Origin of the sequence: Mesorhizobium sp. AR10 (assembly GCF_024746795.1) — a bacterium.
In the GTDB taxonomy this organism is placed as follows: domain Bacteria; phylum Pseudomonadota; class Alphaproteobacteria; order Rhizobiales; family Rhizobiaceae; genus Mesorhizobium.
Genome location: NZ_CP080524.1, coordinates 4,461,952 through 4,483,015 on the forward strand (window position 1 = coordinate 4,461,952; position 21,064 = coordinate 4,483,015).

22 protein-coding genes are annotated in these 21,064 nt (G+C 63.0%); 10 read left to right on the forward strand and 12 right to left on the reverse strand.

Features of this window, described 5'->3' with window-relative positions; translation table 11 throughout:
* Positions 1-15: 15 nt before the first annotated feature.
* The 5 genes from LHFGNBLO_RS25210 to LHFGNBLO_RS25230 form a co-directional block, all read right to left on the reverse strand.
* Entirely contained in the window at positions 16-1,296 is a 1,281-nt protein-coding gene (locus tag LHFGNBLO_RS25210) for an O-acetylhomoserine aminocarboxypropyltransferase (RefSeq protein ID WP_258602009.1), read from the reverse strand.
* A gap of 144 nt (positions 1,297-1,440) precedes the next feature.
* On the reverse strand, positions 1,441-1,962 hold the full coding sequence (locus tag LHFGNBLO_RS25215) for a CoA-binding protein (RefSeq protein ID WP_258602010.1): 522 nt from the start codon (positions 1,960-1,962) through the stop codon (positions 1,441-1,443).
* A complete protein-coding gene (locus LHFGNBLO_RS25220; protein WP_258602011.1) occupies positions 1,959-2,735 on the reverse strand; it encodes an AAA family ATPase in 777 nt (258 codons plus the stop codon). The genes LHFGNBLO_RS25215 and LHFGNBLO_RS25220 overlap by 4 nt, the downstream gene beginning before the upstream one ends.
* Positions 2,735-3,157, reverse strand: a complete 423-nt coding sequence (locus tag LHFGNBLO_RS25225) for a VOC family protein (RefSeq protein WP_258602012.1) — start codon at positions 3,155-3,157, stop codon at positions 2,735-2,737. The genes LHFGNBLO_RS25220 and LHFGNBLO_RS25225 overlap by 1 nt, the downstream gene beginning before the upstream one ends.
* A 2-nt stretch (positions 3,158-3,159) precedes the next feature.
* Complete coding sequence (locus LHFGNBLO_RS25230) at positions 3,160-3,981, reverse strand: enoyl-CoA hydratase (RefSeq protein ID WP_258602013.1); 822 nt, start codon at positions 3,979-3,981, stop codon at positions 3,160-3,162.
* Between the two features lie 176 nt (positions 3,982-4,157).
* Here LHFGNBLO_RS25230 and LHFGNBLO_RS25235 point away from each other — a divergent pair, with 176 nt between their 5' ends.
* The 4 genes from LHFGNBLO_RS25235 (at position 4,158) to rpsI (ending at position 6,095) form a co-directional block, all read left to right on the forward strand.
* Positions 4,158-4,613: a PaaI family thioesterase gene (locus LHFGNBLO_RS25235; protein WP_258602014.1), complete on the forward strand. Its 456-nt coding sequence runs from the start codon at positions 4,158-4,160 to the stop codon at positions 4,611-4,613.
* 32 nt (positions 4,614-4,645) lie between these two features.
* Entirely contained in the window at positions 4,646-4,906 is a 261-nt protein-coding gene (locus tag LHFGNBLO_RS25240) for a type II toxin-antitoxin system HicB family antitoxin (RefSeq protein ID WP_258602015.1), read from the forward strand.
* A 240-nt stretch (positions 4,907-5,146) separates the two neighbouring features.
* A complete protein-coding gene (gene rplM / locus LHFGNBLO_RS25245) occupies positions 5,147-5,611 on the forward strand; it encodes a 50S ribosomal protein L13 (RefSeq protein WP_258602016.1) in 465 nt (154 codons plus the stop codon).
* 1 nt (position 5,612) lies between these two features.
* A complete protein-coding gene (gene rpsI / locus LHFGNBLO_RS25250; RefSeq protein WP_142868034.1) occupies positions 5,613-6,095 on the forward strand; it encodes a 30S ribosomal protein S9 in 483 nt (160 codons plus the stop codon).
* Between the two features lie 111 nt (positions 6,096-6,206).
* Here the strand turns inward: rpsI and LHFGNBLO_RS25255 are convergent, their stop codons facing one another.
* Complete coding sequence (locus LHFGNBLO_RS25255) at positions 6,207-7,112, reverse strand: LysR family transcriptional regulator (protein WP_258602017.1); 906 nt, start codon at positions 7,110-7,112, stop codon at positions 6,207-6,209.
* Between the two features lie 91 nt (positions 7,113-7,203).
* Between LHFGNBLO_RS25255 and LHFGNBLO_RS25260 the strand changes: the two genes are divergently transcribed.
* Positions 7,204-8,076: an aldo/keto reductase family oxidoreductase gene (locus LHFGNBLO_RS25260; protein WP_258602018.1), complete on the forward strand. Its 873-nt coding sequence runs from the start codon at positions 7,204-7,206 to the stop codon at positions 8,074-8,076.
* On the opposite strand, the gene LHFGNBLO_RS25265 is transcribed toward LHFGNBLO_RS25260, so the two are convergent.
* The 3 genes from LHFGNBLO_RS25265 to LHFGNBLO_RS25275 form a co-directional block, all read right to left on the reverse strand.
* Positions 8,042-9,541 (reverse strand): MFS transporter, encoded by a 1,500-nt coding sequence (locus tag LHFGNBLO_RS25265; RefSeq protein WP_258602019.1) that lies wholly within the window; start codon positions 9,539-9,541, stop codon positions 8,042-8,044. The two genes, LHFGNBLO_RS25260 and LHFGNBLO_RS25265, sit on opposite strands and share 35 nt — an antisense overlap.
* A gap of 81 nt (positions 9,542-9,622) precedes the next feature.
* On the reverse strand, positions 9,623-10,681 hold the full coding sequence (locus tag LHFGNBLO_RS25270; protein ID WP_258602020.1) for a glycerophosphodiester phosphodiesterase family protein: 1,059 nt from the start codon (positions 10,679-10,681) through the stop codon (positions 9,623-9,625).
* A gap of 95 nt (positions 10,682-10,776) precedes the next feature.
* A complete protein-coding gene (locus LHFGNBLO_RS25275) occupies positions 10,777-11,991 on the reverse strand; it encodes an acyltransferase family protein (protein ID WP_258602021.1) in 1,215 nt (404 codons plus the stop codon).
* A 124-nt stretch (positions 11,992-12,115) separates the two neighbouring features.
* Between LHFGNBLO_RS25275 and speB the strand changes: the two genes are divergently transcribed.
* A complete protein-coding gene (gene speB / locus LHFGNBLO_RS25280; RefSeq protein WP_258602022.1) occupies positions 12,116-13,117 on the forward strand; it encodes an agmatinase in 1,002 nt (333 codons plus the stop codon).
* A 30-nt stretch (positions 13,118-13,147) separates the two neighbouring features.
* Positions 13,148-14,074, forward strand: coding sequence for an N-acetyl-gamma-glutamyl-phosphate reductase (gene argC / locus LHFGNBLO_RS25285; RefSeq protein ID WP_258602023.1), 927 nt, complete (start codon positions 13,148-13,150; stop codon positions 14,072-14,074).
* 55 nt (positions 14,075-14,129) lie between these two features.
* On the opposite strand, the gene LHFGNBLO_RS25290 is transcribed toward argC, so the two are convergent.
* On the reverse strand, positions 14,130-15,221 hold the full coding sequence (locus tag LHFGNBLO_RS25290) for a COX15/CtaA family protein (RefSeq protein WP_258602024.1): 1,092 nt from the start codon (positions 15,219-15,221) through the stop codon (positions 14,130-14,132).
* Positions 15,222-15,373: 152 nt separating this feature from the next.
* Here LHFGNBLO_RS25290 and LHFGNBLO_RS25295 point away from each other — a divergent pair, with 152 nt between their 5' ends.
* Positions 15,374-15,589, forward strand: coding sequence for a DUF2842 domain-containing protein (locus LHFGNBLO_RS25295; protein ID WP_258602025.1), 216 nt, complete (start codon positions 15,374-15,376; stop codon positions 15,587-15,589).
* Between the two features lie 31 nt (positions 15,590-15,620).
* Here LHFGNBLO_RS25295 and LHFGNBLO_RS25300 read toward each other — a convergent pair whose 3' ends face one another.
* Positions 15,621-16,679, reverse strand: coding sequence for a polysaccharide deacetylase family protein (locus tag LHFGNBLO_RS25300; RefSeq protein ID WP_258602026.1), 1,059 nt, complete (start codon positions 16,677-16,679; stop codon positions 15,621-15,623).
* A 91-nt stretch (positions 16,680-16,770) separates the two neighbouring features.
* Here LHFGNBLO_RS25300 and LHFGNBLO_RS25305 point away from each other — a divergent pair, with 91 nt between their 5' ends.
* Entirely contained in the window at positions 16,771-18,003 is a 1,233-nt protein-coding gene (locus LHFGNBLO_RS25305; RefSeq protein WP_258602027.1) for a GNAT family N-acetyltransferase, read from the forward strand.
* Between the two features lie 61 nt (positions 18,004-18,064).
* On the opposite strand, the gene LHFGNBLO_RS25310 is transcribed toward LHFGNBLO_RS25305, so the two are convergent.
* Complete coding sequence (locus LHFGNBLO_RS25310) at positions 18,065-20,251, reverse strand: GumC family protein (RefSeq protein ID WP_258602028.1); 2,187 nt, start codon at positions 20,249-20,251, stop codon at positions 18,065-18,067.
* Between the two features lie 247 nt (positions 20,252-20,498).
* On the opposite strand from LHFGNBLO_RS25310, the gene LHFGNBLO_RS25315 reads away from it, so the two are divergent.
* Positions 20,499-21,062 (forward strand): polysaccharide biosynthesis/export family protein, encoded by a 564-nt coding sequence (locus tag LHFGNBLO_RS25315; protein ID WP_258602029.1) that lies wholly within the window; start codon positions 20,499-20,501, stop codon positions 21,060-21,062.
* Positions 21,063-21,064 lie beyond the last annotated feature (2 nt).

Consider the following 21,064-nt stretch of genomic DNA (forward strand, 5'->3'; position numbering starts at 1 on the left):
CTTGCTTGCCAGGGATCAGACCTTGGCGAGGGCCTGTTCCAGATCGGCGACGATGTCGTTGACATCTTCGATGCCGACGGAAAGCCTGACCGTGTCAGGTCCCGCCCCGGCTGTGACCTTCTGCTCGTCGGAAAGCTGACGGTGCGTGGTCGACGCCGGGTGGATGACCAGTGACTTGGTGTCGCCGACATTGGCAAGGTGGGAGAACAATTCCAGCGCCTCGACGAACTTGATGCCGGCCGCATAGCCGCCCTTCAGACCGAAGGTGAACACCGCACCCGCGCCAAGCGGCGAGTATTTCTTCTGCAGCGCATTGTTATTGTCGCTGGGCAGGCCTGGATAGGACACCCAGGCAACCTTCGGATGATTGGAGAGCCAGCCAGCGACGGTCACCGCATTGTCGCAGTGGCGCTGCATACGCAGTGGCAAGGTTTCGAGACCGGTCAGGATCAGGAACGCATTGAACGGCGAAATCGCCGGGCCGATGTCGCGCAGGCCGAGCACACGCGCGGCAATGGCGAAGGCGAAATTGCCGAAGGTTTCGTGCAGGACAATGCCGCCATATTCGGGGCGCGGCTCCGACAGCATCGGGTACTTGCCCGACTTCGACCAGTCGAAGGTGCCGCCGTCGACAATGGCGCCGCCGATCGAATTGCCATGGCCGCCGATGAACTTGGTCAGCGAATGCACGACGATGTCGGCGCCATGCTCGATCGGCCGCACCAGATAGGGCGAGGCCAGCGTGTTGTCGACGATCAGCGGCAGACCGTGTTTGCGGGCGATGTCACCGATCTTCTCGATGTCGACGAAGACGCCGCCGGGATTTGCCAGGCTCTCGATGAAGATCGCCTTTGTCCTGTCGTCGATCTGGCTTTCGAAGGTCGAGATATCGTTGGTGTCAGCCCAGCGCACCTCCCAGCCGAAATTCTTGAAGGCATGGCCAAACTGGTTGATCGAGCCGCCGTAAAGCCTTGTCGCAGCGACGAAATTATCGCCTGGCTGCATCAGATTGTGGAATACCAACACCTGTGCGGCATGGCCGGAGGCGACGGCCAGAGCCGCCGTGCCGCCTTCGAGTGCGGCGATGCGCTCCTCCAGCACTGCCTGCGTCGGATTCATGATGCGGGTATAGATGTTGCCGAAGGCCTTCAGCCCGAACAGCGAGGCGGCATGGTCGGCATCGTCGAAAACAAAGGAGGTCGTCTGGTAGATCGGCGTGGCACGCGCGCCGGTGGCCGGATCCGGCTTGGCGCCGGCATGGACGGCCAGAGTGTTGAAACCAGGCGTGCGGGTCATCGAAAACCTCCCTCTCGAACTTTTGAAATCGCCGGGCATTCTTGGCGAAGCCCGGGCGCGAATGCAAAGAAGAAAATTCCTTTCGGCGGACGATCCGCGATGAACGCGCCAGAAAATCCATCTCTTCCCAGAATAATATTTCGCCTATTTTTGGCGAACGCCGAAGCTCTGGAATCCCGGCCGCATCAGCGGCTTTTTCGACGACAGCACACCGGAATTGACTCCGGTCCAGCCGATCTCGCCCGACAGCTTGCCATATTCGATCTTCGGACAGCGGTTCATCACCACCTTGATGCCGATGGCTTCGGCGCGCGCAGCCGCCTCGTCATGGCGTACGCCAAGCTGCATCCAGATGACTTTCGGCAGCGGGTCGAGCCGCAACACGTCGTCGACGATGCCGGGGACTGCTGCCGCCCCGCGAAAGACGTCGACCATGTCGATCGGCTCCGGAATGTCGGCAAGCCTTGCATAGGTCATCCGGCCGAGGATTTCCTTGCCGGCCTGGCCGGGGTTGATCGGAAACACAAAAAATCCCTTGCCCAGCAGATATTTCAGCACGAAATAGCTCGGCCGCACATCGTTGGCCGATGCGCCGACCATGGCGATGGTCTTCACCGAATTGAGGATGCCGGTGATATAGGCATTGTCGTAGGTGTCGTGATTCATGCATCGTCCTCATACAACGCCTCGGCGAGAAAACCATCCGGATCGTTGCAGAAATTACGCATCATGCGGAAATGATCGGTATCGCTGAAATCGGTCGGTTGGAGCCCGAACCGGCCGATGCGAAACAACCGCGCGCCGGGACAGGCCATCAGCAGTGGCGAATGTGTCGCCATGATCACTTGCGCCGTGCCGGACCGGTCCATCCGCCGCAACATCTTGAGCAGTTCGATCTGGCGCGTCGGTGACAAGGCGCTTTCGGGTTCGTCGAGGATGTAGATGCCTTGCCGGCTGCAGCGCTCCTCGAAGAAGCGGATGAAACCCTCGCCATGCGACCAGGACAGGAAATCCGGTGGAGCCCCACCGGACTCCAGCGCCGCCTGATCGAGATAGCGAGCGACGGAGTAAAAGGACTCGGCGCGAAAGAACCAGCCGGCGGTGACCTTCGGCAGCCAGTGGCCGCGCAATGTGTCGGCCAGTGCCGCGCCGCTCTTGTCGATGGCACGAGAATGGTCGATGGGCATGTAGCCCTTGCCGCCGCCGGCCTCGTCATAACCGGCCAGAGCGCCGATCGCCTCCAGCAACGTCGATTTGCCGGTACCGTTCTCGCCGACGATGATGGTGATCGGCGTGGTGAATTCGAGTTCGAACTCTTGGCCGCGGAAGAGCGACAGGTTCCAGGGATATTTTTCCCAGTCCGCGACCCGTGTCGGCTCAAGCAGGATGCGCTTGAGATAGGGCGCCTTCAGCCGCGTCAGTTGCTTGCGATAGGCCATCAGCCCGGCAGCGAAATCGATCCGTCTTCCGCGATGGGAAAGGCCGGATTGTGCGCCACTTCCCAGACATGTCCGTCCGCATCGGCGAAGTAACCATACCAGCCGCCCCAGAAGGCGCGGCCGGCCGGCTTGACGATACGACCACCGGCCTTCTCGGCCATCGCAAGCACTTCATCGACTTCAGCGTCCGAACGGGTGTTGTAGGCGAGGTAGACTGCCGACGGCGCCTCGGCGAAGGCAATGCCCGAATCCTCTTCGGCGCTGTGGCGCGGAAACAGGCCCAGAATGACGCTGCCCATCTGGAAGAAGGCGACTCCGTCGGTGATCGCGGCATGGCGCGTGAGGCCCATTCCCTCGTAGAAGCGCACGGCGCGATCAAGATCCTCGGTGGCGATGGTGATGATGGAGATGCGCGGCTCCACGTCTATTCCTCCGTCCATTCCGGTTTGCGTTTGCCGATGAAGGCGCCGATGCCTTCCTCCGCATCGCGCGCCAGCATGTTCTCGACCATGACGCGGCCAGTATGGGCATAGGCGTCAGCCAGCCCCATTTCGGCCTGCGCGTAGAAGGCTTCCTTGCCGGTCTTGACGACCAAAGATGATTTTGAAGCAATGGTTTGCGCGTATTTGGTGACGATCTGATTCAGGTATTCGCGCGGCACCACCCGATTGACCAGGCCGAATTCCTTGGCCGTTGCCGCATCGATTGTCTCGCCGGTCAACAGCATCTCCATCGCGTGCTTGCGCGAGACGTTGCGCGACAACGCTACCATCGGCGTCGAGCAGAACAGGCCGATGTTGACGCCCGGCGTGCAAAAGGTCGCCTCATGCGAGGCAATGGCGAGGTCGCAGCTGGCGACCAGTTGCAGCCCGGCGGCGGTGGCCAAACCATCGACCTCGGCGATGACCGGCTTCGGGTGGCGCACGATGACCTGCATGAGTGCTGCGCAAGCGGAAAACGTTGTCTCGAAGAATGCCTTGCCCTTATCCGCGTCAGCGCGGCGCGCAGTCATCTCCTTGAGGTCGTGGCCGGCGCAGAACACTTTTCCGGCCGCAGCCAGGACGATGACGCGCACGGATTTGTCGACCTTGGCGCGGTCGAGTTCCGCGGTCAGTGCCGCCATCACCGAAAGCGACAGGGCATTGGCGGGCGGATTGGCCAGTGTCAGGCGCAGGACGCCCTTGTCCAGCCTGGCGACAACCGGACCTTCGGCAACAGCCGGCTTGATGGCGACGATTTCGGCCACGTTTCATAAACCTCTTTGTCGGCCCGCCGCAGCGGAATGGCGAGCCATGGAACAAAAGAACTAGCACGCTGCCGATTGAAGAAAAGCCACGAGACGTGTTTTCTCAAGCGCAACTATTGGCCCAGGCAGTTCTGCAAACCTGCCTGCGCGATGCCGCCGCCCCAGCAAGGACCGACATGCCTGCCCAAAGCAATCTCAAACCGGTGCTGACCGCGGCGCAAGTCAATGCGCTGATGGCAACCGTCTACCCGCAGCTCAACGACCAGTTCACCGTCTATCAGGCGATCGACGTGTTTCCCGGCGGCTGCACTGTACGGCTAAACGCCGATGAGCGGCATTTGCGCCCCGGCGGCACCGTGTCAGGCCCGTCGCTGTTCACACTGGCCGACATAGGCGGCTATGTCTGCGTGCTCTCGCATGCCGGGCCGGATGCGCTTTCGGTGACCACCAACCTCAACATCAATTTCGTCCGCAAGGCCGAGGCGGGACCAATCGACGGCCACTGCCGCATCCTGAAGCTCGGCAAGAACCTGATGGTGTTCGACATCGATATCGTCGCCGGACCGGAGGGACAGACGGTGGCGCACGCCACCGGCACCTATTCGATCCCGCCGAAGCGAGTGTTTTCCTAACACTGACGACCCGAAGCGTCCCGGAGACCGCAATGAAGAACTATTTCGCATTGGTCGATAAAGATCCCGACAGCGCGTTCGGCATCCGATTTCCCGACATTCCTGGCTGCTTTTCTGCTGCGGACGAGGCTGAAGACATCGTGCCGAATGCGGTGGAAGCTTTGCAATTGTGGGCGGAAGATATGCCTGTTCCCGCGCCGTCCAGTCACGAACCGATCGTCACGCTTCCGGACATACGCAACGCGCTCGCCAAAGGAGGTTATCTGATCTCGATACACACCAAGCCGGCCTGACGCGGCATCAAGTGGATGTGGTAAAATAATACCTTTTCATCAAACCATTGGTTTTGCTGTATTTTACGCACCATAGCACTTTCACGACGCCTTGACGCACCCCCCGCCCTCGCCTATAAGTCCTCACGAAGCAGCGGCCCGCAAAGGCCGCCGTTTTGTTATTGGCGGCGGGCAAGCTTGTCGCCAATCCAAGCAACAAGAAACGCCTTCTCCGGAAGGTCCGAACCGAAAGCAGAGTCCATGACAACCTTTTCGCAGAAGCCTGCGGATGTGGTGAAGAAGTGGGTGCTGATCGACGCCGAGGGTCTCGTCGTTGGTCGTCTCGCCACTGTCATCGCCAATCATCTTCGCGGCAAGCACAAGCCCACCTTCACCCCGCATGTCGACGACGGCGACAACGTCATCGTCATCAATGCCGACAAGGTGGTGTTCACCGGCAAGAAATTCACCGACAAGGTCTATTACTGGCACACCGGACACCCCGGCGGCATCAAGGAGCGCACCGCGCGCCAGCTGCTCGAGGGCCGTTTCCCCGAGCGTGTCGTCGAGAAGGCCGTCGAACGCATGATCCCGCGCGGCCCGCTCGGCCGTCGCCAGATGAAGAACCTCCGCGTCTACGCGGGCACCGAGCATCCGCATGTCGCCCAGCAGCCAGTCATCCTCGACGTCGGTGCGCTGAACGCCAAGAACAAGAAGGTTGCATAAGATGGCTGAGCTTTCCTCGCTCGCAGAACTCGGAACTGCCACCGGCAACACCAATACCCAGCCGGCAGCTCCCGTCCATGTCCAGAAGCTCGACAAGTCGGGCCGCGCCTATGCCACCGGCAAGCGCAAGAACGCCATCGCCCGCGTCTGGGTTAAGCCTGGTTCTGGCAAGATCATCGTCAACGACAAGGAATTCGCGACCTATTTCGCGCGTCCGGTCCTGCAGATGATCCTCAATCAGCCGATCATCGCCTCCAACCGCGCCGGCCAGTACGACATCGTCGCCACCGTTGTCGGCGGCGGCCTCTCCGGCCAGGCGGGCGCCGTGCGTCACGGCATCTCCAAGGCGCTGACCTATTACGAGCCGACGCTGCGCGCCGTGCTCAAGAAGGGCGGCTTCCTGACCCGCGACAGCCGCGTCGTCGAGCGCAAAAAGTACGGCAAGGCGAAGGCACGCCGCAGCTTCCAGTTTTCCAAGCGCTAAGAAGTGCTTGGGGCCAGTTCTCGAAGCGCTACGCCGAGGACTTGCCAAGATCGAAAAGGCCGCCTTCGGGCGGCCTTTTCTTTGGTCGCTAAACAGCTTTCTGCCGGAATATCAGACCTGATCAGCCGATTGCTTGACGAAGTCGATGAACGCCCTGAGCGGCGCCGGCACCAGACGCCGTCCGGGGTAGTAGAGGAATGGTCCCGGGAAGCGCTGCCACCAGGGCTCCAGCACGGGTTCAAGCGCACCGCTCTCGAAATGCGGGCGCAGCCAGTCCTCGAACAGCCATAGAATGCCCACGCCGGCGATCGCCGCATCGATGGCGAGATCGACTCCCCCGCCGATCCCGACGATCAGTGGCCCCGTAGGATCGACCCGTACCACCTCGCCGTCACGCTCGAATTCCCACGAATTCATCACCCCGCTGGGGAAGCGGCCGCGCAAACAGGCGTGGCCAAGCAAGTCGCTGGGGTGTCGAGGCCGACCATGGCGATCAAGGTAGGCCGGCGAAGCGGAGGTGGTGAAACGCTGGAAGCGTGGTCCGATCGGCACGGCAATCATGTCCTGTTCCAAGCGCTCGTCGTAGCGGATGCCGGCGTCGCAGCCAGCCGCAAGCACGTCGACGAAGCTCTCCTCGGTGACCACCTCCAGCCGGATGCCGGGGTAGGCGAGCAGGAACCGGGGAACGATGCTGGGCAGTACCAGCCGCGCCGCGCTGATCGGTACATTGAGGCGCAACGAGCCGGCCGGCCTTTCGCGAAAGCCGTTGACCACATCGAGGGCAGCCTCGACTTCGCCCAGCGCCGGGCCCAGCCGCTCAAGCAACCCGCTGCCGGCCTCGGTCAGCACGACGCTGCGGGTCGTCCTGTTGAACAGTCGGACACCGAGCTGTGCCTCCAGGCGACGCACTGCTTCGCTCAAGCCCGAGGCACTGCCGCCGCTGGCGCGCGCGCCGTCGCGAAAGCCCTTGGCGCGCGCCACCGCCACGAAGGCGTTGAGATCACCGAGATCCATCATTGTTCGCCATTTGGTACAACCTGTGTGGATTGTACCTGGTTATCGCGAAGTTGGGCAGCGCCTATCTTTGTCTCCTCAAAGGAGATCACTCATGTCCAATATCCAGCAGCCCGGCACGTTCACCCTCGGCAGCCACACAGTGAAGCGGCTCGGCTATGGCGCCATGCAACTCGCAGGCCCCGGTGTGTTCGGGCCGCCCAAGGACCACGACGCCGCGTTGGCGGTGCTGCGCGAGGCGGTTTCGCGCGGCGTCAACCATATCGACACCAGCGACTTCTACGGCCCGCACGTCACCAACCGACTCATCCACGAGGCGCTCGCACCCTACCCCGACGATCTCGTCATTGTCACCAAGATCGGCGCCCGGCGCGGCGCCGATGGCTCATGGCTGCCGGCCTTCTCGCCTGAAGACCTGACACGCGCGGTCCACGACAATCTGCGCAATCTCGGGCTCGATGCGATCGACGTGGTCAACCTTCGCATCATGTTCGATACGCATGGTCCGGCTGAAGGGTCGATCGAAGCGCCGCTTGCCGTCCTGGCCGAGTTGCAGCGGCAGGGCCTGGTGCGCCACATCGGGCTGAGCAACGTCACCCCCGCGCAGATTGCGGAGGGACGCGGGATCGCCGAGATCGTCTGCGTGCAGAACCAGTACAATCTCGCGCATCGGGACGACGATGCCCTGATCGACGAACTCGCCCGAGACGGCATCGCCTATGTGCCGTTCTTTCCGCTGGGTGGCTTCAACCCGCTGCAGTCGTCCACCTTGTCCGCGGTCGCCCAGCGCCTCGGCGCCACGCCGATGCAGGTCGCGCTGGCTTGGCTGCTCCGCCGCGCACCCAACATTCTTTTGATCCCCGGCACCTCGTCGGTCGCCCATCTGCGGGAGAACCTCGCCGCAGGCGAGCTCGAGCTGCCGCAGGACGCGCTCAGGGAACTGGAGGGCATGGCGATGGCCGCCTGACGGCATAGGAACCGCAACGCAGCTTCATCAGCAAAGGCCGCCTTCGGGCGGCCTTTTCACTGGACATGGCTATCCACCGGCAGAATGATCGGTCCCGGATGAACACGAACGCGCAGATCGCCGCGCCGGCCACGGCAAGCGCGGATGCCAGAAAGGCAAGTCGCATACCGTCGATCGTGCCCAGCGCCAGCGCCGAACCAAACAGCGCCACGCCGATCGCGCCGCCTGATTGCCGCACAGTGTTGAGCATGCCCGAGGCAGTGCCTGATACCGCCGTTGGCACCGACGACAGCAATGCCGTGGTCATGGCGGGGACCGCGAGCCCGATGCCGATCGGCAGAAACAGCAGGCGCCAGAGCAAAGACATATAGGACGTGTCGGCCTGGATCAGCGCCATAAAGCCGAAACCGGCGGCGCCGATGGACAAGCCAATTGCCATAGGCAACCGCGCCCCATACTTGCCAGCGATACGGCCGGCGACGACGTTCGACACGGTGACCGCCGCCATGAACGGCAGGAAGGCGAGCCCCGTCTGTTGCGGCGAGTAGTGTCTTTCCTGCTGGAAATAGAGGCTGAGCATGAAGATCGTGCCGTAGAGCGCCAGGTTCACCGCAAGCCCAACCAGGCTCGTCACCGCCGGCACGCGGCGAACAAAAAGGTCGAGAGGAAACATCGGCGCCTTTGCCCTGCTCTCGACCAGCAGGAAAACCGATCCGGCCACGATGGCGACCGCCAGTCCGCCGATGACCAGCGGCGAGGTCCAGCCCGTTGACCCGGCCGCTATGAAGGCGCCAGTCAGCGCGAACAGCGTCAACACGACAAGCCCCTGCCCGGCCCAATCGATGGGCGGCTTCTCGTCCTTCAGCGGCGTTTCCTGAAGAAACCGGTAGGCCATCCAGATGGCGAGCGCCCCGATGGGCAGGTTGACCAGGAAGATGCTCGCCCAGCCGAGCGATGCGACCATGACCCCGCCGAGCACTGGTCCGGCCGACAGCGCGATGCCGCCGGCTGCCGTCCACAGGCCAACAGCGCGGGCTCGCCGCGCCTTGTCGGACGCATAGGCGCGATTGAGAAGCGCCAGAGAGCACGGCATCAGCAAAGCAGCGCCCGCGCCTTGCACGGCCCGCGCCGCGATCAACAGCCAAGCGCCCTGCGCCAGCCCGCAAACCAGCGAGGCGATGCTGAAAAGTACCATGCCACCAACGAAAACGCTGCGTGCGCCAATTCTGTCGCCGAGCGCGCCGCCGGCCAGCAGCAACGATGCGAAAGAAAGGGTGTAGGCATCGACGACCCATTGCAGGCCGCCGATGCCCATCGACAGTGCGGAGCCGATCTTGTTGAGGGCGACATTGACGATCGAGACGTCAAGCTGCACCACCACGAAACCAAGGCTGGTCGCGGCTATGGTCGCTATATAGAGAAAGTTGGGAGAGTGCTTGAGAACCATCGTATTCGGCATGCCCATGGATAACGTCTTCGTCCTGACACCATTGCGTCAGGATAGACTGGCCGCGACGAATAGCTGCAAGGCACAATACGGTGAAAATCAATTGATGCTGGCGGTGGCCGCGGGTTCGATGCGCTCGCCCGACCCGGCATAGGGGACCCGAAAACCGTTGGCTGCCAGCCAGCCGATCGCCGCTTTCGGCTCGTCGGTCTGGATGATGGTGGCGCCGCGCTCGGCCCAGAAGCCGTAGGTCTCGGCGGGCAGACTGGCCTGCACCGCCAGTTCGTCGCCACGGCCGCCGGACAGGAAACCGCCCGGCTTGTTGACGATGGCATAGGTGTCGGCCCAGATGTGCCAGCCGCCCCTCACCGACACCGCCCGCATGCGGGTGCTGAACAGCGGACCGCCGGTCTCGGTCAGGGTCTCGGCGCCCGCCCGCCAGTGGATCAGCTCGATGGCGCCGGGCGAAAATGCCTTGCCGACCTCCTCGGCGAAACCGGCGTCATGCACCGCGTCGTCCGCGATGATCGGCATGAACTGGAAGCCGCCGCCGATCGCATCCATGGCGGCCTTGACTGTGGCAAGCCTGGCCGGATTCCACAGGTTCTCCTTGACGATGACCTGCTCGGCCATGCCGAGATCCCGGGCGATCGCGATCATGCCGGCAAGGCTTTCCACATCGAGCTTGTTGTCAAGGTTGATGAGGATCCTGTCCCTGGTCGCCATCAGCATCTCGCGCAGCGTCGAAACCGTTTCACCTGACACAGCACCTGTGCCTTCGATCACCAGCCTGCATGTCCTGAGCTCCGCCAGTGTGTGCTTGACGACCTCGCCCTTGCAGGTCGTGGTGCGGTCGAGCCAGCTGTCATGCATGACGACGAATTCTCCGTCCTGCGAGCGCCGGATGTCCACTTCAACGATTTCGGCGCCCATGGCGATCGAGCCTTCCACGGCGGCGATCGAGTTCTCGGGATAGAGCGTCTTGCCGGCCTGCATGCTGCCGGCGCGATGCGCGGCCACCATCACATGGTCGCGCCATTGGTTGGCGTGTTCGAACCGGTCGAGAATCTGCCTGGCGCGCGTCTCGCCAGCCACCGCCTGGCCGACGGAGCCCGCCATCGCGGCGGAAAGCAGAAGGCTAAACCAGATCGTCCGCATCGAGAATCGCTCCTTGCCGGATCGCAACCCGGATAGGCGATGCCCGTGACAGGCCGGTGAACGAAGCCGGCTACCGGCTCACGCGAAATGAGCGATCAGATGCGCTTGGAGAGCCGGCGGAACCAGGCCATGGCCGGCATTTCGACAAAGCGCCAGGTGAACCACGAGGCAGCGATGGTGGCGATCAGCATGGCGACGATCGCGGCGAGCCCTACCCATGGTGAGCTGGTGCCGAAACCTGTCACGTCGTCGCCCCGCAGCCAGATGTCGCCGATGAGCCCGAGCCCAAGCTTGCGCTCGATTAAGCCCGCGACGTTGATCATGCGCGCCTGCACGAAGATGTGGACCATATAGATGGAATAGGAGAGCGCCCCGAGCGTCAGCATGGCAGGGGTGCGCAGCATGGCGCTGATCCAGCCGCCTTCATGGGCAAAGAGGTAGAGCGCCAGTGCGAACACGAAGGGCGCCGCGATCCCCGCGTCGTTGTCGCCGGCCAGCGAGACGAACAGGACAATCACCACGACCATCACGACCTCGGCCAGCGTCCAGGCCATTCGCGCGCCGTCCCTGGCCAGCGCCTGTCGTGCCGCTGCAATGGAATCATGCTGAAACCACGCCAGCAGCGCACCAAGCGAAAAACCGTACAGGCAGCGGATGAAGCCGAAATCGAAGGACACGTCCATATGACGGGTCGAGACCGCAAGCAGGAACAGCGGCGCGGTGACGGCCGCGGCAACGAACCAGATCCAGGCCCGTTGGCCCGCGGCAAAGACGACGCCGGCAAACAGCATATAGGCGAAGAACTCGGCCGAAATGCTCCAGCTTGGCGCATTCCAGCTCAAATGGTCCGCAAAACCCATGCCTTGCAGCAGGAACAGATTGGCGAGAAAGCTCTTGAGGTCGAAGCCGCCGGTGAAAGGCGCGGCCCCGGTGCCGTGCAATTGCGGCAGAACCAGCCGCAGAGTCTCGAAAGCGGCGAAGGCGAGCAGCATGACGAGATGCAGCGGGTAGATGCGGCCGAAGCGGACCAGCGCGAAGCGGGTGAACTCATCGGGCTCGTCCAACCGGCTGGCGTAGCTGCTGGCGATGACGAAGCCGGACAGCACGAAGAAGAAATCGACGAAGAGATAGGACGAGCCGACGAAGGCGCTTTGCGAAATCGCCGAGCTGGTCGGAAAATGAAACACCGCGACCAGCAGTGCGCAGATGCCGCGCCAGGAATCGAGAACCAGGAAGCGTTCGCCGGCTTTCGTGCCGGTTTGGATCGTTGCCGTGACACGGGTCGGATTGAGAAACGCGGTCTGCGTCATGATGATACAAATCCTGTTTTGCCATGGCACCTGCGGAGCGCCATTTCGTCTCGCCAAGCTGTGACTGGCATGTTCCGTGCCGGTTCTGTAGTTGTTGCACCCCGATGAAAAACGAGGATCCGTAATGGCGAACCAAAATATCGACCACGCCTTCACCGCCCGTTCCAAAACGGGCGCGTCCTTCGAGCCGACCTATGCCGGCGCGCTGTCGTTCATGCGGCGCAAATACACGAAGGACGTGAAGGGCGCGGACGCCGTGGTGTGGGGCATTCCCTTCGACGCAGCCGTCACCAACCGGCCGGGCGCACGCTTCGGGCCGCAGGCGATCCGCCGCGCTTCGACCATCCTCGACAACGACCCGCAATATCCGTTTTCGCGCGATCTGTTCGAACATCTCGCGGTGGTCGACTATGGCGATTGCCTGCTCGACAGCGGCAACCATCAGAAGACACCGGGGACCATCGAACGCGAGGCGGCAAAAATCCTGAAGTCGGGCGCCTTCCTGCTGTCGCTGGGCGGCGACCATTTCGTCACCTGGCCGCTGCTCAAGGCGCATGCCGCCATCCATGGACCGCTGGCGCTGGTGCAGTTCGACGCCCATCAGGACACCTGGCCGGACGACGGCAAGCGCATCGACCATGGTTCGTTCGTCGGCCGCGCCGTCAACGAGGGCATTATCGACCCCGACCGTTCGATCCAGATCGGCATCCGCACCCATGCGCCGGATACGTTCGGCATCAAGATCCTCTACGGCCACGAAATCGAGGAGATGCGGGCGTCCGACATCGCCTATGCCATCGTCGATCGCACCGGTGGCAAGAAGACCTACCTCACCTTCGACATCGACTGCCTTGATCCGGCCTTCGCGCCGGGCACCGGTACGCCGGTCGCCGGCGGCCCGTCTTCGGCGAAGATCCTGTCGACACTGCGCCAGCTCGGTCAGGTCGACATTGTCGGCGCCGATGTCGTCGAGGTTGCGCCGGCCTATGACCATGCCGATATAACGGCGATCGCCGGTTCGATGGTGGCCATGCAGTATCTCGGGCTGCTGGCGGAGCGAAAGGCCCGGCTCGGCGAGATGAACAACGGCAATCATGTTGCAGTGAATAACGCAAGCGGCATATAGCTTTGAAATAGCAGGGAATTTGGACAGGCAATGAAACCGAAAATCTTCATCGATGGCGAGCACGGCACCACTGGTCTGCAGATCAGGGCGCTGCTGGCCGAACGCGGCGACCTGGAGATCATTTCGATTCCGACCGAGCGCCGCAAGGAACCGGCGGCGCGCGCCGAATTCCTCAATGCCGCCGATGTCGCGATCCTGTGCCTGCCGGACGCGGCCGCCAAGGAAAGCGTCTCACTGATCACCAACGACACCACCAAGGTTATCGATGCGTCCACGGCGCATCGCGTGGCCGAAGGCTGGGAATACGGTTTTGCCGAGATGGACAAGGATCAGGCGAAAAAGATCGCCAGGGCGAAGCGCGTTGCCAATCCCGGCTGCTGGCCGCAAGGGCCGATCGCGACGCTGCGGCCGCTGGTCGCCGCAGGGCTGCTGCCTCCGGATTTTCCGATCACGGTCAACGGCATTTCGGGCTATTCGGGCGGCGGCCGGCCGATGATCGAGGAGTATGTCGCCAAGGGCGAGGACGCGTCGGAATTCCTGCCCTACGGGCTGACCCTGCAGCATAAGCATGTGCCTGAACTCAGGACTTACGCGAAACTTTCGCATGACCCGATCATGCAGCCGGCGGTCGGCAATTTCGCGCAAGGCATGATCACGGTGGTGCCGCTGCAGCTTGGCGGTCTCGACCATGTGCCGACCGGCGCCGAACTTCATTCTGTCATCGCCGACCATTTCGCTGCCATCGATGGCGGCGTGGTCGAGCTGGCGCCCTATGCGCATCTTGAGCGCATGCCGGAGATCGATCCGGAAGTCTACAACGGCACCAACCGCATGAAGGTCTATGTCTTCGCCAATGACGACAGGGCGCAGGCGCTGCTGCTCGCCGTCTACGACAATCTCGGCAAGGGCGCCTCGGGCGCCGCTGTGCAGAACATGGATCTGATGCTCGGTCTTTGATGGACGCGCCGGCATTTGACGACAGGCCGGTCCGGAGCGTCCGGGACCCGGCGCGTCAGCTTCTGACCGCTATCTCATGGGGCAGCGGATAGGCGCCCTTGGTGCCACGCCAATGCGCGGCGGCAAAACCCAGCAGGACAAGTGCGAACGCCTGGTGCGTCAGCGCCATGTGCAACGGCACTTGCATCAACAGCGTGCCAATGCCGATCGAAGCCTGGATCACCACCAAGGCGAACAACAGCGTTGCGCGGCGGGCATGCGTTGTGCCCGATAGGCGCCAACGCGTCGCGACCATGTGCCATAGCGCCACTGCGAAAACCGCGTAGGCACCAAGCCGGTGGACGAACTGCACCGTCTTCGGATTCTCGAAGAAGTTGCGCCATACCGGCTCAAGCAACAACAAATCGTCGGGGATCAGCTTGCCGTCCATCAATGGCCAGGTGTTGTAGCTCAAGCCTGCATGGAGCCCGGCGACCAGACCGCCAAGATAGATCTGGATCAGCGCCAGCAACACCAGAAAACCGGCCAGGCGTTGCGTCGAGCGGTCGGCAGCAGGCTCGGAATGCGGGGCCAGCCCGCGCGCGACGACCATGGTCGCGGTGAAGATGAGTGCGGCAAGTGTCAGGTGCGTGGCCAACCGATACTGGCTGACCGAGACCCGGTCGACCAGGCCGGACGCCACCATCCACCAGCCGATGGCGCCCTGCAAGCCGCCGAGCAGAAGGATGCCCAGAAGCTTCGGCCCAAGGCCGCGCTCGATGCGGCGCGTCGCCCAGAAAAACAGCAGCGGCAGAGCAAAGACCAGGCCAACACTGCGCGCCAGGATGCGGTGCGCCCATTCCCACCAGAAGATCGACTTGAACGCCTCGATGCTCATGCCCTTGTTGAGCTCAGCGTACTGCGGGATCTGCTGGTAACGCTGGAACTCCTCCTGCCATTCGGCGTCGTTGAGCGGAGGGATGACCCCGTGGATCGGCTTCCACTCAGTGATCGACAGGCCGGAACCGGTGAGCCGGGTGGCACCGCCGACCAGCACCAGCGCAACCAGCACCAGGAGCACGACATAGAGCCAGCCGCGCAACAGCGCCCGGTTGCGCAGGTCGCGGTCGCGGGCCACATGAGGCGCGGCATCTGACATGGCAGCCATGGTCTTGTTCCGGCCGGTTGACGTCGCGGATTGGTGAACCATCGCAGTCCTGCTGGCAAGACCGGACAGCGCGGCACGCCGTCGCGCCGCTTCTGGCGGGTTGCGCGTCATCGTTTCAAGGCTTATTCGATGCGCTTGAAAGAGACCAGACAATGCCCATTCGCCTGAAAAAGCTGATCGGAACCTTCCTGCTGGTTGCGCTGGTCATCATCTACGCGCTGGTCGCGTCGATCGTGGCGGTCGCCCAGTTGTCGCAGTCGGGACCTCTGGCGCATTTCCTGTTCTTCCTGTTGAGCGGCATGCTCTGGGTGCTGCCGGCAATGGGCATCATCAAGTGGCTGATCCTGGAGCCACGGCCGAAAGGCTGAAACGCTCGAAAGCTAAATGGTAACGACCATCTCAGATGGTCACCACCATCTTGCCGGCATTGGCCAGCGGTGTCGTCACCCCCGACAGCATCGTGCGGATATGGGCGACGCTCTGGTAGCGGCCATTGACCGAAATGCGCGGCAGCGCATGCAGGAAGCCTGAATGTTCCGCACGCAGCACGCCGTGGCGCGTCGTCACCGCCGAGGCATAGCCGGCGTCGCGGGCATAGCCCACTTCGCGGCAGCCGACGGCGCTGGCATAGCCGTAGGGATAGGCGAGATGCTGCGGCTCCTCGCCCAACTCCGCCTGCAATATGCGCCTGACGTCATTGAGCTCGTGGCGCGCATCGGCTTCTGAAAGCCGCTTCAGATTGCGATGGTTGACCGTATGCGCGCCGATCGTCACCAAGGGATGTGCGGCCATGGTGCGGATTTCGTCCCAATTCATCAGTGTCCGGTGGCGCGGCTCGTCGAGTTCGATGCCGTTCGAGCGCGCCAGTTCGCGCAGCACCGCAGGCTGGTCCTCTTCGCGGACCTCCAGCGTCAGATAGGCATGCAGGCGGGCATTGGCCTGAAGTTTCTTGCCCGCTGTCGAGCAATCGATGGTCACCGGCCCGGCCGGCGTCTTCAGCGTCAACCGGTCGCGCGCGTTGACGATGTCCTCGACCACGTCCCACCACAGATCGGCGGCGCCGTTGATCAGCCCCGGTGCGACATAGATGGTGATCGGCGCGCCGTGCTTTTCCAGCACCGGCAGCGCCTCGGTCATGTTGTCGCGATAGGCATCATCGGCGGTGATAGTGGCGAACTGGCCGCCTTTGCCGCCGGCCTCGATGCGCTCGATCGCCTCGTCAAGCGAGACGAAGGCGTAGCCATTCGCCTTCATGTCGGCGATCACGGCGTCGAGGAACTGTGGCGCTATGTTGAGATGCCGGTTGACGCTGTCAGGCTTTTCCGGGGTCGCGGTCACCCGGTGCAGCATCAGGATGGCGCCGATGCCGCCGACAAACGGCTTGGCCAGCGGTGCAAGGCCGGTAAAGCGGGCGACGTTGAGCGCCAGTTTCCGGATTGCCTCGCCCCCGTCGATCATTCATTCACCTTTTACGCCTAGGCTCATCCAAGCACCGAACGCGCCTATGCGAACCCCTAAATTGCGATGAATACGCCCTAAGGATTGAGGTATGGTTGACGCCACCGCGTCATTTGACGGCAATCGGCTCGCGGCAAGCGAGGCGTCGCCGCGCGCGGTTCCGATCGACCAAACCGGCCTGTCGGTCTCGGTTGCCGACCGTGCTGCACTCGCGGCCTACGCGCAATTCAGCCGCTCAGTCCTGTTTGCCCCGGCGCAGAGCGCCTCCTGGATCTTGAACTGGACCGCACAGACCGGGCCTGACATCCTCGTGGCGACGCTGAGCGCTGAAGGCAGGCCGGTTTTTGCGCTGGCGCTCGAAGTTGTCCGCAGCGGCCCGTTTCGTGTTGCCCGCTTCATGGGCGGCCGCCATGCCAACGGCAATTTCGCTGCCGCCGATCCGCGCTGGCTGGCCAAGGCGGACAGTTCTGCCATCCGCTCGATGCTGGCGGCCATCCGCAAGAGCCGGCCGGATATCGACCTCATCGCGCTGGAACGGCTGTTGCCAGATCTGGATGGCGTTGCCAATCCGCTCGCGGCCTTCCCGCATTTTCCGAGCCCCAACCTGTCTCTCGCCGTCGACCTCGTCGGCGGTTTCGACGCACTGCTGGCGCGCGCGAGCGGCAAGCGCAAGCGCAAGAAGCATCGCTCGCAGACGCGCAAGTTCGAGGCTGTCGGCAGCCACCGTCGCATCGAGGCCAAAACTCCGGACGAAGTGAACCGGCTGCTCGACGCCTTCTTCGAGATGAAGGAATTCCGCTTCCGCAAGATGGGTATCGCCAATGTCTTCGGTGATGGCCAGGTGCGCGCCTTCTTCCGTGCGCTGTTCGTTGAAGCGCTTGCAGAGGAAAACCCATCCTTCCTGCTGCATGGGCTCGAGGTCGCCGGCAAGCTTCGCGCGGTGACCGGATCGAGTCGGTCGGGCAAACGGCTGATCTGCGAATTCGGCGCGATCGCCGAGGACGATCTCGGCCACACCAGCCCCGGCGACTTCCTTTTCTTCGACAATATCCAGGAAGCCTGCGAGACGGGTTTTGCCGTCTATGATTTCTCGGTCGGCGACGAACCCTACAAGCGGCTGTGGTGCGATATCGAAACGCAGCATTTCGAGGTGCTGTTTCCCTTGACGCTGAAGGGCCGCGCGCTGGCGCTTGTCCTGCAGCAGGGCGCGCGGTTGAAGGCCTTCATCAAGAACAGCCCGACGATCTGGAAACTGACCAAGATGCTGCGCCGCAAGGCCGCCGGACAGACGGCGCCCGCCGCCGCTGGCGACGACGACAGCTGACGGCTGTCGGAATTTCGAGACCTTTAAGTGAGATGACCTCTGAGTGGAACGGAGGGCGACCTCAGGCCGCCGACCGCCGCCGTCCCGGCCACGGATTCCCCGGCGTCTCGTGACCAATCGGCGTCACCAGCGTCAGGTCGGGATAGCCGCTCTCGATCAGCTTGACCGCAGCCTGCGCCACCTCGTCATCCGACTCCAGCATGGAGAGGAAGACCTCGGTGCCCTCGCCCACCAGACGGCTGATGCCTTGCGCGTCGGCGGGTCCGCATTCGACGATGACCAGATCGTATGCGGTGGTCAGCGACTGCATGATGATCGGCAACCTGTCGGCGGCACGCATGGCGCGAACCGGATCGGCTGTCCCGACGGGAATGACGTGGCAGTCCGAATAGAGATCGGGATGGATGACGTCGCTGAACTGCGCTTCGGAGGCGAGCAGATTGGTGATGCCCGGGAAAAGCCCGCTGTCCAGCATCGGCCGCGAGGCGGCACCCGAAGCGGTGAGATCGAGCAGCAGCACGCGCAAGCCGGCGTCGGAGACTTCGCGCGCCACCAGAACCGCCGTGGCGGCCGCCTCGTCGCCTTCCGGCGAAACGAAGATGGCGCGGGCCGCGCCGCTGGCGATCAGTTTTTCCGCTGCCTTCTCGACATCGATCTCGCCGAGTCTGGAGCGGACAGGTTCGGCGTCCCCGGCGGTCGTTTCCGCCACGGCAGCCGCTCCTTGCGGCTCCGCCTCGGCTTCGGCCACTGCGTGATGATCGCCGGCTTCCGCGATCTCGACAATCGCGGGCTCCTGCTGGGCAGCCGGCATCGCAACCTGCTCGATGCGCTCGAAGCTGGCGCCGGGGGCCGGGCGCATGGCGCGGCCCGAAAACAATTCCTGGAGAAGCGTCACGATCGCCATCAGCAGCAGCGAGCCGACGAAGGCCGCGCTGACGATCGGGACGATCTTCGGGAAATAGGGCTCGGAGGGCTTCCGCGCGTCGGAAAACACACTGGCATCGACCGGCAGGTAGTTACGAACCTTGCGCGAGGATGCTTCACGGAAGCTGGTCATGTAGGATTCGAGTTGCTGGCGCCGGGCGGTCGCTTCGCGCTGCAGCGCATCGAGTTCGACCTGCTCTTCGCCGGCGCGCGCCGATGCGGCCTTCAGCGTGTTGACGTCTGATATGAGCTGGTTTTCGCGGGCCTGTGCGGTCTGCGCCTGCGTCAGCAGCCCCTTCATGATCTTTTGCGCCTCGTTGCGGATCTGGCCATCGAGATCGGCGAGCTGCGACTTCAGCGCCCGGATACGCGGATGGTTGTCGAGCAGTGTCGTGGAAAGATCGGCAATGTTGGTCTTCAGTTCGACCTGCCGCTCGCGCAGGCGCTGGATCAGATCGGAAGACAGCACCTCCGGTACGGCATCCAGCGAGCCGCCATTCTGCAATGCCCTGCGCACGCTGTCGGCGGTTGCTTCCGCCGAAGCGCGGTTGGCGCGCACGCGCGACAGTTCGGTCGACAGTTCGGACAATTGTTGCGTCGCCAGCACCGCATTGTTGCCGCCCATAAAGAGGCCCGACTCGGCACGGTAGTTGGCGACCTTGGCCTCGGCATCCCTGACCTGCTTCTGCAGCTCGGTAATTTCCGGCCCCAGAAAGGCGGTGGCGGCAGAATTCGAATCGGTCTTCGCCTTGCCCTGGTAGGCGATGTAGGCGGCGGCGATGGCGTTGGCGATGACGGCGGCAAGCTCGGGATCCTCGGAGGAAAATTCGATGGCGATGGCGCGCGTTTTTTCAACGCTGTAGACGTTGAGCTTCTCGCGCATCTTCTCCAGCACGCGCTCTTCCTGCGGAACCTCTTCGGGATCGCTTTTGAGGCCGGCAATGACGAGAAAACGGCTCAACGGCGACATGTTGACGGCGTCGTCGAACTCGGGGAGCCGTGCCAGATTGAGATTCACGGCCACCTGATTGAGAATGTCGGAGGAAGAGGAAATAACCTGGACCTCGGTGGCCACACCTTCCGCATCGAGGACAGGCTTGTCGTCGTCATTGGTGCCGGCAGGTCGGGTGAAGGCCGATTCGTTCATCTGGATCTTCAGCATGGCCGCGGCCTTGTAGTGCGGCGTGGCAAGCCAGGCGAGCACGAATGCCAGGCCGGCAACGGCCAGAGCCACCACGAGAATACGCAGCCAGTTCCTCGCAAGACTTGCGAAGAGTTGCCTGAGATCGATATCGACGTCTGCGGCCGCGGACTGAACGGACATGCATTCCTGCTCCGGAACTTGAGTCTAGTCTGCACCGTAAACAACTATGGTAACTCAGCCGTTAAGATCGAGGTAAGCACCCGTCAGGGTTTGGTGACGGGCGGCAAACAAAGACCGGAAAACGAGCCGCATCGGCCGCGCACCTTTACCGGCCATTAACCCTAACGGGATGATAACGACGTCAGTTCCCTTAAGGTTTGCCGCGCAGTGTCCAGGCGGCCAGAGCGATGAAGGTACGTGTCCGGTCATGAAAAGCACTGCTTCCCTGTTTCGTGCTCTGGTTGCCGTGTCGATGCTTGCCGGCTGCTCCAGCTACCGTCCAACCCCTGCCGCGTTCCATCAAGCGCTCGACCAGCCCTACCGGCTCGGCGCCGGCGACCGCGTCCGCGTCACCGTGTTCGAGCAGGACGGATTGACCAACACCTACAGCGTCGACCAGTCCGGCTACCTCTCCTTCCCGCTGGTCGGCGCCGTGCCGGCACGCGGTCACACGGCCCAGCAACTCGAGGGCGAACTCGCCGACAAGTTGCGGCAGGGCTATCTGCGCGATCCGGATGTGTCGGTCGAGATCGACCGCTACCGGCCGATCTTCGTCATGGGTGAAGTGGGTGCTGCCGGTCAGTATTCCTACGTGCCCGGCCTGACAGTGCAGAAAGCGATCGCCATCGCCGGCGGCTTCACCCCGCGCGCCAACCAGGAAAGCGTCGACATCACCCGCGACATCAACGGCAAGGTGATGACCGGGCGTGTGGTCACGTCAGACCCGCTGCTGCCCGGCGATACCGTCTACGTCCGCGAACGCCTGTTCTAGAC

Bases quoted from the DNA above. Each gene is read 5' to 3' on its own strand.
- LHFGNBLO_RS25215 (WP_258602010.1), bottom strand. From the start codon at position 1,962: ATGAATCACGACACCTACGACAATGCCTATATCACCGGCATCCTCAAT.
- LHFGNBLO_RS25290 (WP_258602024.1), bottom strand. From the start codon at position 15,221: ATGGCTGCCATGTCAGATGCCGCGCCTCATGTGGCCCGCGACCGCGAC.
- argC (WP_258602023.1), top strand. From the start codon at position 13,148: ATGAAACCGAAAATCTTCATCGATGGCGAGCACGGCACCACTGGTCTG.
- LHFGNBLO_RS25210 (WP_258602009.1), bottom strand. From the start codon at position 1,296: ATGACCCGCACGCCTGGTTTCAACACTCTGGCCGTCCATGCCGGCGCC.
- LHFGNBLO_RS25295 (WP_258602025.1), top strand. From the start codon at position 15,374: ATGCCCATTCGCCTGAAAAAGCTGATCGGAACCTTCCTGCTGGTTGCG.
- speB (WP_258602022.1), top strand. From the start codon at position 12,116: ATGGCGAACCAAAATATCGACCACGCCTTCACCGCCCGTTCCAAAACG.
- rplM (WP_258602016.1), top strand. From the start codon at position 5,147: ATGACAACCTTTTCGCAGAAGCCTGCGGATGTGGTGAAGAAGTGGGTG.
- rpsI (WP_142868034.1), top strand. From the start codon at position 5,613: ATGGCTGAGCTTTCCTCGCTCGCAGAACTCGGAACTGCCACCGGCAAC.
- LHFGNBLO_RS25240 (WP_258602015.1), top strand. From the start codon at position 4,646: ATGAAGAACTATTTCGCATTGGTCGATAAAGATCCCGACAGCGCGTTC.
- LHFGNBLO_RS25275 (WP_258602021.1), bottom strand. From the start codon at position 11,991: ATGACGCAGACCGCGTTTCTCAATCCGACCCGTGTCACGGCAACGATC.
- LHFGNBLO_RS25270 (WP_258602020.1), bottom strand. From the start codon at position 10,681: ATGCGGACGATCTGGTTTAGCCTTCTGCTTTCCGCCGCGATGGCGGGC.
- LHFGNBLO_RS25300 (WP_258602026.1), bottom strand. From the start codon at position 16,679: ATGATCGACGGGGGCGAGGCAATCCGGAAACTGGCGCTCAACGTCGCC.
- LHFGNBLO_RS25305 (WP_258602027.1), top strand. From the start codon at position 16,771: ATGGTTGACGCCACCGCGTCATTTGACGGCAATCGGCTCGCGGCAAGC.
- LHFGNBLO_RS25265 (WP_258602019.1), bottom strand. From the start codon at position 9,541: ATGGGCATGCCGAATACGATGGTTCTCAAGCACTCTCCCAACTTTCTC.
- LHFGNBLO_RS25220 (WP_258602011.1), bottom strand. From the start codon at position 2,735: ATGGCCTATCGCAAGCAACTGACGCGGCTGAAGGCGCCCTATCTCAAG.
- LHFGNBLO_RS25255 (WP_258602017.1), bottom strand. From the start codon at position 7,112: ATGATGGATCTCGGTGATCTCAACGCCTTCGTGGCGGTGGCGCGCGCC.
- LHFGNBLO_RS25310 (WP_258602028.1), bottom strand. From the start codon at position 20,251: ATGTCCGTTCAGTCCGCGGCCGCAGACGTCGATATCGATCTCAGGCAA.
- LHFGNBLO_RS25315 (WP_258602029.1), top strand. From the start codon at position 20,499: ATGAAAAGCACTGCTTCCCTGTTTCGTGCTCTGGTTGCCGTGTCGATG.
- LHFGNBLO_RS25260 (WP_258602018.1), top strand. From the start codon at position 7,204: ATGTCCAATATCCAGCAGCCCGGCACGTTCACCCTCGGCAGCCACACA.
- LHFGNBLO_RS25235 (WP_258602014.1), top strand. From the start codon at position 4,158: ATGCCTGCCCAAAGCAATCTCAAACCGGTGCTGACCGCGGCGCAAGTC.